Source organism: Myroides sp. NP-2, from assembly GCF_014145665.1.
Classification (GTDB): domain Bacteria; phylum Bacteroidota; class Bacteroidia; order Flavobacteriales; family Flavobacteriaceae; genus Flavobacterium.
On sequence record NZ_JACHTD010000009.1, the window covers coordinates 50,571 to 64,021 of the forward strand.

The following is a 13,451-nucleotide window of genomic DNA, read 5'->3' on the forward strand; positions in this document are numbered from 1 at the left end:
TGCAGGGATATGAAAAATATTGTTTTAATACTTTGTCTTATCCTACCAAGTATCTTGATAGGGCAAGTACAACGAAGTGGGGTTGTAAAAGATCAAGCGACAGGAGAAGCATTGATTGGCGTAACAGTAGCCATCAAAGGAACATCAGAAGGAACAATGACTGATGTTGATGGAAACTTCTCTATTGTTACCCTAGATCACAGTGAGTTAGAGTTTAGTTATATCGGCTATAAAAATGCTGTTGTAAAGGTAGGAGTTCAAACTGTATTTACGGTTGCTTTACAATCCGAAAGCCAAGGACTTGGAGAAGTTGTAATTACCGCATTAGGAATCAAAAAAGAGAAGCAAGCACTGGGTTATGCTGTTCAAGATTTTGATGGAAAAAATTTAGAGAAGGTAAAAGAGAGTAATGCAATTAGTTCTTTAACCGGAAAGGTTGCAGGACTTAACATAAAGAATTCGGGGGATTTGTTTCAAAATCCAGATGTGAGTTTAAGAGGTGCAAAACCGTTGATTGTGATCGATGGTATTCCAGATCGAACAGCAGATATTTGGCGAGTTAACTCCGATGATATTGAAAATATAAGTGTTTTAAAAGGGGCTACGGCTTCTGCACTATATGGTTCAGTAGGACGAAGTGGTGCTATAATGATTACAACAAAAAAAGGAAAAGAAGGCCGATTAACAGTATCTGCGAATAATTCTACGATGTTTCAAACGTCTTTTTTAAGAGTGCCAAATAGACAAACAACGTATGGAAATGGAAATCAAGGAAAATACGCTTATATAGATGGTACAGGTGGAGGTACAGAAGGTGGTGGCTGGATATGGGGACCAAAGTTGGATCAAATAGACCCCACTACAGCAAGTGGTTATTTCGAAACGCCTCAATATAATAGCGAAATAGATCCTACCACAGGGCAGCTAATTCCTATACCGTTTTTGTCAAGAGGAAAAAATAACGTTGAGAATTTTTTCCGTACTGGATTAATCCAATCCAATAATGTAAGTATTGATTGGGGTAGTAATAAAGCGAGTTTTCGTCTTTCACTATCAAATCAATATCAAAAGGGGATTGTTCCCAATACAGACTTAAATAATACTTCCTTTGCTATTGGAGGTAGTCTAACCCCAACAGATAAGTTTACTGTTTCATCTAACCTGACTTATAACAGACAGTTTACAGATAATTTCCCAGAAGTGGGGTATGGCCCAACGAATTATTTGTACAATTTGTTGTTGTGGACGGGAACAGATGTAGATATACGAGATTTAAAGAACTATTGGAGACCAGGACAAGAAGGAGTGCAACAAAGACATTACAATATTTCCTATTATAACAATCCTTATTTTCAAGCCTACGAATATTTGAGAGGATATAACAAAAATAACCTATTCGGTAATTTTAATCTCAATTATGAGTTTGCACCTGGCATTAGTTTTAAATCTCTCGGAGGAATAAACTACTACGGATTGGATAGAACGTATAAAGAACCAAAAAGTTATATTGGGTATGGAGCTAAATCAAGAGGTAATTATACAATTGAAGGAGAGAGTTATTTTGATATAACAACTGACTTTGGGTTTAGAGTAGATCGCGATATTACAAGTAGATTACGCCTAACTGGAGAGGTTGCTTATTCTCGATACAGAAGAAATTGGAATAAACTGAGCAGTGCAACAGATGGTTTAAATATTGCAGGATTTTACAGTCTAGCTAATAATGCGGGTCCAACCATTATTTCTTCTAATAGAGAAGAGAAAGAGGGAATCAATAGTTTTTATGGATTTGTGGATTTAGAATTCGATCAAACGTACTTTTTGTCTTTAACAGGACGTAATGATAAGGTTTCTACTTTACCAACTGCCGCTAATTCATTCTTTTATCCCTCTGTAGCTTCGTCTATCGTTGTATCCAATATAGTGTCAATGCCTTCTTGGATTGATTTTGCCAAAGTAAGAGGTTCATGGGCACGAGTGTCAGAAGGTCGCATTGGTAGCAATCCTTATAATCATATTCAAGGATACGAACAAGGTACTACTTGGGACGGTATTCCTTCTACTTATTTCGGAAACTCTTTGTTGTCCAGTAATTTAAAACCAGAAACTTCAGATACTTGGGAAATAGGTACTTATATGAGATTCTTTAAAAATCGCTTTAGTTTTGATATCGCTTATTATCAAACCAAAGATTTCAACAATCTTATATATATGCCTTTGTCTTTGGGAACAGGGTATGAAAATAACCTAATAAATGGAGATGAGTTTAAGAGAAAAGGAATAGAAATTGTCTTGGAGGGTACGCCAATTAAGAATGAGGATTTCGAATGGAATACAGTAATAAATTTAAGTACGTATAGAAAATATCTAACTGAATTAGCAGAGGGGCGTACACAGACAGATAAATACATTAAAAAAGGAGATCGCGTTGATGGAATGTATATTAGCAAGTACCAATATGATAAAGAAGGCAATGTAATATATGAAAATGGATATCCCGTAGCTGATCCGTATAGTCGTTTTATTGGTCACTCAGATGCTGATTGGACCTTTGGATTAACCAATACATTCAAATATAAAAATGTTGTATTGAGTTTTACTTTAGATGGTCGACTAGGAGGTATGATGTTTTCACAAACCAATCAGAAAATGTGGTGGGGTGGTGTAGATCCAGGTACAGTAAATCAGTTTAGAGACGATGCTAACGAAGGCTTGAATACCTTTATCGCAAAAGGAGTAAAGGTTGTATCTGGACAAGTAGAGTATGATAGTAATGGGAATATTGTTAGTGATACCCGCGTTTTTGAAGCAAATGATGTAGCCGTAAATTACAATGCATTTATGCAGACGACAAGTAATAATGCAGAAAAGAATTATCACTACTACAAACAAGATTTTATCAAATTAAGAGACCTTTCTTTAACCTATCAACTACAACCTAAACAATTGGAGAAAACAGCATTTAGTAGCTTGAGCTTCTCTCTTATTGGGACGAATTTGTGGATGGCATCTAAAATTAAAAACATAGATCCAGATTCAGGAAAAGACGCCTTACAAACCCCTACAATGAGAAGTATAGGATTTAATATTAACGCTAAGTTTTAACTAATGAAAAGATTTTTTTTACCACTGATAGGGATTCTTAGTTTAGCCACAGTAGTTGTGAGTTGCGAAAAAATAGATAACCTACAAGACGACCCAAACAGAGTACAAAGTGTTACACCTGATCTGTTGTTAACTACGATTATTATTGATGCTGCCCAGAATATATCTACTGACAACGCATTAGCAAGTAGACAACTAACAAATACAGATGGCGTGAGCAATAGCCAGTATTACAATTGGCAACGTGCGGATTTTGACAATTATTACAAGCTGAAACAAGTACAAAAAATGCAAGAAGAAGCTGCAAAGTATGAACAAGAAGTTTATTCTATTCTAGCCTTATTCTTTAATTCTCATTTTATTTTTCAGACTACCTTGGTTTTTGGCGATGTTCCTTATGCTGAAGCACTCAAAGTGGAACAAGGAATTACAAAACCAAAGTACGATACACAAAAAGAGATCTTTGTACAAATACTCAAGGATTTGGAGCGTGCAAATGAATTGTTAGCTGAAAATAATGATCCAATTAAAGGGGATATACTATACAAAGGCGATCGCTTAAAATGGAGAAAATTAGTGAATACTTATGCTTTAAGAGTATTGATTAACTTATCTAATAAAACCGGCGATAGCGATCTTAAAGTAGTAGAACACTTCCAGAAGATTGTAAATAACCCAGAGCAGTATCCTATTTTTGAAAACAATCAAGACTCAGCCTTTCTACACTTTGTAGATAGTAAGGCGAATCAATATCCAACTTTTAATAGTAATTCAATGCAAACGGCTTACTATTTAGAAGAGTCTTTTGTTAGTAAACTACAGGAACTCAAAGATTCGCGTTTGTTTAAATTTGCTGCTTTAAAAAATAAAAGACAAGATAATGATATAACTAATTTCGAGAATTATGGAGGTCTAAAAGGAAGTGGTGTATTGAGTGACAATGTGAAAAAGGCGGTAGCAGGAGAGGCTTCTAGAATAAATGAGAGATACTATAACAATCCAATCAATGAGCCGAGTAGTTTAATCAGTTATTTTGAATTGAATTTTATCTTAGCAGAAGCTGCACAACGCGGGTGGTTACCAACGGATCCATCGAAGTATTACAAACAGGGAATTGAGAGTTCATTTGCCTTTTTTAAGGCAGAATTACCTGCAGATTATTTAGGCAGTAAAGGAGTTGCTTTGGATGGGAAGAATGACTTGGAGCTCATCCTAACGCAGAAACATATTGCTTCTTTTATGAATACAGGATGGAATACGTTTTATGATCATAGACGTACTGGTTTTCCCACGTTTAACGTAGATGGTGGTGGAGTATTGAATCAAGGTAAAATACCACAGAGATGGATGTACCCAAACTCGGAAGTAATTAGCAATAATGACAACCTGTCTCAAGCAATTGAAAGACAGTTTACCCTTGGAGATGATATTAATGGGGTAATGTGGTTGATGAAATAACAAACAAAAATTAAAAATAAGTAGGATAAACCTGTAGACTTTTGTTTACAGGTTTATTTTTTTCCCTATTTCAGCTATGCGAATGCAATACAGCCTTGCATAGAAATGCTTCTTATCATTGATAAGGGGTAAAACCTGGTATAAAACGTTTAACTGTTACGTAACTAGGAAAAGTATTGTTTTCACAGTAGTAATCTTGAATCCATTCAAAAATTCTTTCGTGTGGGACTTTTCCGACACTTGTACTACAAATTTGAATGATATAGGTACCACTTAATCTGCTTGGATCACCTATACATCTTGTTACAAATTCTAAATCTAAAGTACACTTAACAGGATCGTAAATAGGTGGTTCAATAGGTTTTTGAGCGAAAGCTCCAACTGAAAGCAGAAGTGCTCCCATTAACATTAATTTTTTCATAATAAATACTTTTAAAATTGGTTATTCTAAAAGTAATGAATATCAATATCTGTTAGAAATAAAATGTTAATTATTAACAAAATATATAGTTTTACTGTAACTAAAACTTCTCACAAGTGGGAAGTGGTTTATAATCATGAAAAAAAGTATACTATTTAAATTAAACCACATTGTGTTTTGAAGGTATTACAAAAGAGTCCCAGTTTTCTTTTATAAGTTGACTGTTTTAAGAAGTGTCCATAAAAGCCAAGAGCTTATCTCACATCGAGCACATGATTAACTAGTACAATCCTATCTCGAACGTCCGAAATCGCTATGCGGCATCACTCTTGGCGAGTCAAATATGATAAAATTATGAAACTAATAGAAGAAATGCTTTCCTCAGAAGCTTTTCGATATGCAACAATGGTGAGGAGTTGGAATCAGGATCAATTAAAGAGGAAAGTTCACAATTGGTTTTTGATCAGGAGGAAAAGGAAGAGGAAGATGAGAAGAGGGTGGATCGGAAACAGTTTAGTTGGTGGTTATTTACAATTTTATTCATAATTGGATTAATATGGTGTGTGTGTGGAAAAAATACTTTAACTAAAAAATATCTCTCTCTCTAATAAAAAGGGAGATATTTTTTCTTTCTATAAAAATAGTTTTTTTTAATTGAGTAAGTCTTGTCCATTTTCTTTTACATATCCAATTAATCCTTTAACTCCTTGTTTAATTAGTTCTTTTTTTGATTCGCTAAGAAACTCTCTAATAAACACAGTTCCTTGTTTGGCAATTTTTGCCCAAATTTTTGAAAGTTTTGAAACAACCCATTTTTTAGATTTTTTAGTTAAATTTTCTCTTAATAGAAGAATTTCTTCTTTAATATCATTAACATCACTTGAATTACCTTCTGTTATGTAGTGAGAGAGCGTTTCATCTACTTTATTTAAATAATTGTCAAGAATTAATATCTGTTTTGTGTTAAAAGGTATTTTATCTGCATCTTCATCAACTATTTCAAATTCAGTATAAAATTCTTCGCTAAAAGATTTGACAATTGGATCATCAAAAAATGAATTTACCTCTTCATATTCATCAAGTATGTTTGTCCAGCTTTCAAATTGTTTGCTTAATTCTGAGATTTCTAACCAAGTGCCATAAACACCATTGTTTTTATCGTTTTTAGGCGCTCTTTCCATATAAAATTGATAAGTCCCTCCATTACTTAATTGGTATCTTACGATCGTAAAATGAAATGAAGATTCTGAATCTATGTCAATTACTTTGAGTAAGTTGTCTTTGGGATCAACTACTTCAAATTTTTCTCCTATTAAATTTACGTATGGTTCTAAAGATTTTAAAATAACCAAAGGAAGGTCTTTTTTTTTTCTCATACTAAAAAGTGTTATTTAAAACGTATTGCTAATATACTATAGACTGATTTTATAATCTGATTATCTTTGGTTTCAAAGATAAACTAATCTAGACTTCAAAAGTTTAAAAAACAGAAACTATACAAAAACTATACAAACATTACCCATAAAAAAAAACAACCACCTGATAATTAGGTGGTTGTTTTTTATTTCTGTGGAGTCGCCGAGAATCGAACTCGGGTCCAAACAAGCAATCAGAGAGCTTTCTACACGCTTAGTTTCAACTTGAATTTTCGATCAGTAGCTTGGTTTGAAACAACCACTACTAACTTAGCCTCTAAGATTTCGGAAGATGTCCGAGACACTAACCTCCCTAGGTCTATTTTACGGTTCCCCTCAACAAAGCGCCATAAACCAAGGCTCTTAAGGAGAATCTAGCTCTTCCACCTGGTGGAAACTAAGGCAATCTTACTATGATTCAGATTATGCAGCTAAAGCGTAATTATTTTCGCCGTTTAAAAAGTTCGTTGCCTGATATTTACGAGCTAAACAACCACGCTCGACGTGCTTACTGACTAATTCCACTCGCTGTCAAAACCGATCGACCCCTTGTAGACTTTGTTTTCAGAGATTGCAAAATTACAACTTAATATTAAACATTACAACTTTTAAATGTTTAAAAAGTTGACTTTTTTGGATTACCAGAGAAATACAACTATATTTGCCACAACCAGCCTCAATTTAAAGAAACAACTAATTTATATATATTATGAAAATTGGAATTATAAAGGAAAGAAAAAGTCCTCCTGATAGACGCGTTGTGTTTCCTCCTGATATTCTAGCAAAAGCCTTACAAACTTTTGATACCCTAGAAGCAGTAGTGGAACCCTCTGACATCAGAATCTTTCCTGACCAAGCCTATGCTGATAAAAACATTAGCCTAAGTGACGATTTGACGGATTGTGATGTTTTAGTAGGTGTAAAGGAGGTTCCCGTAGAGGCTTTGATCCCAAACAAAACATACTTTTTCTTCTCGCATACCATTAAAGAACAAGAGTATAACCGAAATATTCTCCAAACGTGTTTGGCTAAAAATATTCGCCTGATTGATCACGAAACTTTAGTGGATGAAAACAACAAAAGACTCATTGGCTTTGGACGTTATGCGGGTATTGTAGGAGCGTATAACACTCTGAGAGCTTTTGGATTGAAATACGAGTTATTTAATCTGAAAAAAGCCGAACATATGTTGCACACAGAGGATCTAATTGCCCAATTAAAAAAGCAATTCTTCCCACCCATTAAAATCGCTGTAACAGGAAATGGAAAGGTAAGTCACGGAATCATGGAGATCTTAAATGGAATGAAAGCCAAAAAAGTATCGATTGATCACTTCCTAACTCAAAAGTATGACCTACCTGTTTATACCCAACTAGAAGTCATGGATTACTACAAGCGCAAAGACGGTCAAGAAGCATCCAAAGCCGATTTTTACGCGAATCCAGAGCAATATGAAAGCAATTTCGAGCGCTTTACTAAAGTGACCGATGTATTGATAACCGGTCATTTCTTCAAACACGGATCACCAAAGATCTTAACTAGAGATATGCTCAATGCCATCGACAACAAAATTAAAGTAGTTGGCGATGTTTCTTGCGATGTTGACCACGGTCCAATCGACTCCACCTTACGCGCTTCTACAATTGCTGACCCTATCTATGGGTATCATCCAGGTAAACACGAAGAAGTAGCCTTTGATCATCCAGCAGCCATTACAGTAATGGCCATTGACAATTTACCTTGCGAATTGCCAAAAGATGCTAGTGAAGGGTTTGGTGAAGTATTCTTAAACGCCATTTTACCCGCATTCTTCAACGGAGATAAAGACCAAATTCTAGCTCGTGCAACCGTAACACAAAACGGAAAATTAACCGAGCGTTTTGCGTATTTACAAGAGTACGTCGACGGCAAATAAATACAATAAGTTATGGGATACTCTTAATACTTAATTGTTAAGAGTATGCCAAAATCAAATATTGTTTGAAAAATTCATAATAAAATAGTTTTACTCCGTATATTTGTTGCGAAATTTACAATCTCAAACGGAGGCGAATTAGGAATACTAAGGAAATAATTCTCATCTTTTGCGAATTTTTTTTTCATCTGTAAATTTGAATGAAAAATAAGTAAGATTTGGCTATTTTTATTGCGTAGGTTCTGTTGTTTTCCACACGAAGAGCAAGTGTACAAAGACAATTACAGCGGATGCATCCTATGCAATCTATTGTATTTCCTCTTTTACGCCAAAAAAACTTCAACAACTAGAGATTGGCATTTCAATGACAAGCCAATAATTTAATTGTTCAAAATAAAACTATGGAAGGTGAATTAACAAGCAAGGAGCTGCGTATTCAAAAAAAAATTAAAGATTCTGAAACTCACGTATTCAGAACTGTATTTCCAGGGCAAACAAACCACCATGGCACGATGTTCGGTGGAGCTGTTTTAGCCATTATGGATGAAATTGCCTTTATGACCGCTACTCGCTTTTGCCGTAAACCAATTGTAACTGTTTCCAGTGATAAAATCGATTTCAATCAACCGATTCCCGTAGGAACGCTAGTTGAACTTATCGGAACAGTTGTACGCGTAGGACGTACAAGTTTAGATGTACGTGTAGACGTATTTGTTGAAAGTATGTACAGAGAAGGCCGTGAAAAAGCAATTTCTGGTACTTTTACCCTGGTAGCGATTAACGAAAGTAAACGCCCTGTACCAGTCATGGATGAGATAGAATCATTTTAGATTTTTCCGCATAAAAACAAAAAAAAGCTACTGTCAATCAGTAGCTTTTTTTGTTTTTCCTAAACTTCACCTACTTTTTTATCCTCATTCTCTTACCCTCGTTCAATCGAGTCCACCTAAATATAAATACAGGGTTAATTTGACAGATCTACAGCTGTTTAAGGGGATTCGAACTCAGCCCATGATCTCAACTTTTTTTTGTGCTTTTTTGACGTATAATGGACTATTTAGGAACTGGGTAGTAGGAGGTTGCCCTTTTTTTTATAATTCAATTCAAAGGACAATTTGAGTTTCCGTTAAGTATTCGCATAAAATGGGATAACGCTAAATAAATCAAGTAATTATTTCACTAATTTAAAGGGATAATTAATTGTTTTACTATCAAAAAGCAAGCTTATGAAAGCAGATCAAAAAAAAGAAAAACCTCCTTTCTCAGTAAGTTCAGATCGAGTTGTACATCAAGCCCCGAACAGCTACTTCGATTACCCCAACCACCAGCCAGGCAAGAGTCTACCTTTTGCCGATCAATTGGGAAGCTACCAACAATACAGAGGGGTTCCGCCCCAAGACTTTTCCAAACACAAGGTGTACCTCATTGGAAGTGGCATCGCCACCTTATCCGCAGCCTTTTACTTTATACGGGATGGACAAATACCACCTGCACAGCTTGTTTTTTTAGAACAAGGTGGCGTAGACGGCGGATCCCTGGATGGAGCAGGGGATGCCCAAGGTGGTTATCTCGTTCGTGGAGGCCGTGAAATGGACGCAACCTACGAGAATGTATGGGATATTTTCCAACATATTCCCGCACTTGAACTCCCCAAACCCTATAGCGTACTCGATGAGTACCGCTTGCTAAACGATGGAGATCCCAATTATTCCCGCTCGCGTTTACTCCATCATCTAGGGCAAGTCAAAGCAATTACTTCCTTGGAATTAACCAAAAAAGACCAAAGAGCCCTGCTTAAACTTCTGCTCAAAAGAAAAGAAACCCTTGATGACCAAACCATTGATTCCTATTTTAAGACGTCCTTTTTTAAAAGCAACTTCTGGATGTTATGGCGCACCATGTTTGCCTTTCAACCCTGGCATAGCTTATTGGAGTTTAAACTCTACCTACACCGCTTTATCCACGCTATAGACGGAATGAAGGATTTCTCCTCCTTGGTATTTCCCAAATACAACCAATACGACACCTTTGTGCTGCCCCTTAAAAAATACTTAGAGGAGGAAGGAGTAACCTTTCAACACCATACGCTGGTAACCGCAGTAGAGGTGGAGATAGAGGAGGACAAGAAAACAGCAAAGAAAATAGTGCTAGAACAAGGTGGAATCCCAGGTGAAATCCCGCTACATCCAACGGATTTTGTTGTAATTACTGTGGGGTCCATGACGGAAGACACACGATATGGCAGCAATACAACCCCTCCAAACATTCACACGGATGACTCCATGGAAAGCAAAGGCAGCAACACGTCTAGTCCGGGATGGCAATTGTGGAGAAACTTAGCCGCACAATCGCCTGTTTTTGGTCAGCCTGCTAAATTTTACTCCTCCCTAAGGCAATCGGCTTGGGAATCTGCCACCTTAACCTGTAAGCCCTCTCCACTCGTGGAAAAGCTAAAAACCTATACCGTCAACGATCCGTATTCGGGCAAAACCGCCACAGGCGGAATCGTTACCATCACTGATTCCAATTGGCTTTTGAGTTTTACGTGCAACAGACAACCGCATTTTCCAAACCAACCAAAAGATGTTCTCGTACTTTGGCTCTATGCCTTGAATATGTATACCCCAGGCGATTTTATCCCTAAAGCAATGCCTCAGTGCACCGGAAATGAGATTTTAGCCGAATTATGCCATCATCTCTCTCTTAGTGATAGGATAGGAGAGATCCAAGCTAATACGATTGTACGCACCGCTTATATGCCTTATATCACCGCTATGTTTATGCCTCGTGCACAGGGAGATCGTCCTGATATTGTACCAGAAGGCGCTGTAAATATCGGCCTAGTTGGTCAGTTTGTCGAAACTCCCAACGATGTCGTCTTTACAATGGAAAGTGCAGCGCGTACCGGTAGGCAAGCCGTCTATCAACTGCTAAAACTCAACAAACAGGTACCTGATATTGCACCCATGCAGTACGATATCCGCCATTTAATTAAAGCTGCCTATACCCTCAACGACAACAAACCCTTTATTGGGGAACCCCTTTTAAGACGATTCTTACATGGAACGTATTACGAACAATTGCTCCTTAAAAGAGACAAAAAAAACAAGTCTTCTGATGCTCATTTCCGCATCGAATTAAAAAGAAGTGCGAACTGGTTTAAAAAGTTAGTTAATTAACTGTCTTTGTTGTACATTTAAGTAAACCTTTATATCAAAAAAACAAAAAATGATGCAAATTAAAAATGTAACTGTTGCGGGAAGCGGTGTTTTAGGTTATCAAATAGCCTTTCAATCGGCCTTTAAGGGATTTAATGTAACGGTATACGACCTAAGTCCAGATGCAATCGAAAACGCCAAAAAGAAGTTTGACGTACTCAGCGCCAAATACGCTCAGGATTTAGCTGCCACGCCTGAACAATTGGCGCAGACTAAAGCGAATTTGTCTTATTCGAGCGACTTAAAACAAGCAACAGCTCATGCTGATTTACTAATTGAAGCTGTTCCTGAAAACCTGAAAATAAAAATTGGCTTTTACAACCAATTGGCGGAAGTAGCACCAGCACACACGATTTTTGCAACCAATTCATCTACCTTACTACCTAGTCAAATTGCAGAAGCAACAAAAAGACCCAAACAGTTTTTAGCGCTGCATTTTGCCAATGATATTGGCACGCACAATACTGCTGAGATCATGGGGCACGCGCAAACGGATCCGCATATTTTTAATCAAATCGTCGAATTTGCAAGCGCAATCGGCATGATTCCGTTGCCATTGCACAAGGAACAACCAGGATACATCTTAAACACCCTATTGGTTCCTTTGTTAGATGCTGCAACAGAACTCCTAGTAAAAGAGGTAGCGGATGCACCAACTATAGACAAGACCTGGATGGTCGCAACCGGAGCTCCAATAGGTCCCTGCGGAATTCTCGATATAATCGGAATTACAACGGCCTACAATATCATCAAAATGAGCGCAGATGCAACCAAAGATCCTCTGAAACTCAAAACAGCTGCATACTTAAAAACAGCGTTTCTGGATCAAAATAAACTAGGCGTGGGAACAGGGGAAGGATTCTATACCTATCCAAACCCTGCTTTTAAAGACCCGAATTTCTTAAAGTAAGACGATATTCATGTTGGGTATTCACCCCTATAAAACAGTAAAAAGTCCGTATAAACCCCTGGGTTTATACGGACTTTTTACTGTTAAACCTTTACTTTAATTAATATTATGTAAAACACATAATTTCAGTAATTTATATAGGTTAAATACTTGATTTTGTCATGCGGTCATTACCCATTAAATCTCGACCTAACTCCGTCTGTTTAAAACCGATACCCTCTAGTAGTTCAACCATTTCTTTGCCTAAATATTGATTGATTTCATAGAACAAAAAACCACCTGGCTTTAGTTGTGCTTTGGCCAATGAACCAATTTTTCGATAGAAGATAAGAGGATCGTGATCAGCTACAAATAAGGCGGTATGCGGTTCATAATCCATGACGTTCTTTTTGATTTCTACTTTTTCCAATTCGCGTATATAGGGCGGATTAGACACAATGATATCATAGGCATCGTCCAATTGGTTTAAGGCAAGTACATCTTCTTGTAAGAAGTTAACTGTAACACCTAAAGCATTGGCATTTCGCTTGGCAACGGCCAAAGCAGCCGCAGAAATATCCAATACGGTCACCTGACTCTTAGGGAGTTCTTTGGCCAATGTCAAACCAATACACCCACTACCAGTACCAATATCTAAAATGCGAATGGGTTGATCTACAGCAACAGATGCAATAATCCACGCTACTAATTCCTCCGTCTCGGGGCGGGGAATAAGGGTATGCGCATTGACTTCAAATGTATAGCCGTAAAAATGGGCTTTACCAAAAATTTGTTGCACAGGCTTTTCTTGTAGGAGTTGACCTAAAACCGTCAACCAAGCATCGGATTGTGTGGTCTCTAACCCGGGATTCATCAGTAAATCAATACGTGTTTTTCCCTCGAGTTCTTCCAAGCAGATAAGGAACAACTGTCGCGCTTCTAACTCGTCATAAATGGGAGTTAACTCCGCTATAAACTGGTCTTGTAGTAATTTTATCAGCATAGTTTAAAAGCTAAAACCCTAGTTGAT

The 13,451-nt window shown here is 36.9% G+C and carries 9 protein-coding genes and 1 other RNA gene; 6 read left to right on the forward strand and 4 right to left on the reverse strand.

Annotated elements, in window-relative coordinates:
* Window positions 1-9: 9 nt before the first annotated feature.
* Entirely contained in the window at window positions 10-3,105 is a 3,096-nt protein-coding gene (locus H4K35_RS10155; protein ID WP_182627594.1) for a SusC/RagA family TonB-linked outer membrane protein, read from the forward strand.
* A 3-nt stretch (window positions 3,106-3,108) separates the two neighbouring features.
* Window positions 3,109-4,563 carry a SusD/RagB family nutrient-binding outer membrane lipoprotein gene (locus H4K35_RS10160; RefSeq protein WP_182627596.1) on the forward strand — a complete coding sequence of 485 codons (1,455 nt, stop codon included), beginning with the start codon at window positions 3,109-3,111 and terminating at the stop codon, window positions 4,561-4,563.
* 115 nt (window positions 4,564-4,678) lie between these two features.
* Here H4K35_RS10160 and H4K35_RS10165 read toward each other — a convergent pair whose 3' ends face one another.
* The 3 genes from H4K35_RS10165 to ssrA form a co-directional block, all read right to left on the reverse strand.
* Window positions 4,679-4,984 (reverse strand): hypothetical protein, encoded by a 306-nt coding sequence (locus H4K35_RS10165; RefSeq protein WP_182627598.1) that lies wholly within the window; start codon window positions 4,982-4,984, stop codon window positions 4,679-4,681.
* 650 nt (window positions 4,985-5,634) lie between these two features.
* On the reverse strand, window positions 5,635-6,360 hold the full coding sequence (locus tag H4K35_RS10170) for a hypothetical protein (protein WP_182627600.1): 726 nt from the start codon (window positions 6,358-6,360) through the stop codon (window positions 5,635-5,637).
* A 191-nt stretch (window positions 6,361-6,551) separates the two neighbouring features.
* Window positions 6,552-6,948: a transfer-messenger RNA gene (gene ssrA / locus H4K35_RS10175) on the reverse strand.
* 160 nt (window positions 6,949-7,108) lie between these two features.
* On the opposite strand from ssrA, the gene H4K35_RS10180 reads away from it, so the two are divergent.
* The 4 genes from H4K35_RS10180 (at window position 7,109) to H4K35_RS10195 (ending at window position 12,442) form a co-directional block, all read left to right on the forward strand.
* The gene (locus H4K35_RS10180) at window positions 7,109-8,314 is read left to right on the forward strand and encodes an NAD(P)-dependent oxidoreductase (protein ID WP_182627602.1); all 1,206 of its coding nucleotides are present in this window, start codon (window positions 7,109-7,111) and stop codon (window positions 8,312-8,314) included.
* Window positions 8,315-8,715: 401 nt separating this feature from the next.
* The gene (locus tag H4K35_RS10185) at window positions 8,716-9,144 is read left to right on the forward strand and encodes an acyl-CoA thioesterase (RefSeq protein ID WP_182627604.1); all 429 of its coding nucleotides are present in this window, start codon (window positions 8,716-8,718) and stop codon (window positions 9,142-9,144) included.
* Between the two features lie 396 nt (window positions 9,145-9,540).
* A complete protein-coding gene (locus H4K35_RS10190; protein WP_182627605.1) occupies window positions 9,541-11,493 on the forward strand; it encodes an oleate hydratase in 1,953 nt (650 codons plus the stop codon).
* 52 nt (window positions 11,494-11,545) lie between these two features.
* The gene (locus tag H4K35_RS10195; RefSeq protein WP_182627734.1) at window positions 11,546-12,442 is read left to right on the forward strand and encodes a 3-hydroxyacyl-CoA dehydrogenase; all 897 of its coding nucleotides are present in this window, start codon (window positions 11,546-11,548) and stop codon (window positions 12,440-12,442) included.
* A gap of 142 nt (window positions 12,443-12,584) precedes the next feature.
* On the opposite strand, the gene prmC is transcribed toward H4K35_RS10195, so the two are convergent.
* Window positions 12,585-13,424, reverse strand: coding sequence for a peptide chain release factor N(5)-glutamine methyltransferase (prmC, locus tag H4K35_RS10200; RefSeq protein WP_182627612.1), 840 nt, complete (start codon window positions 13,422-13,424; stop codon window positions 12,585-12,587).
* Window positions 13,425-13,451 lie beyond the last annotated feature (27 nt).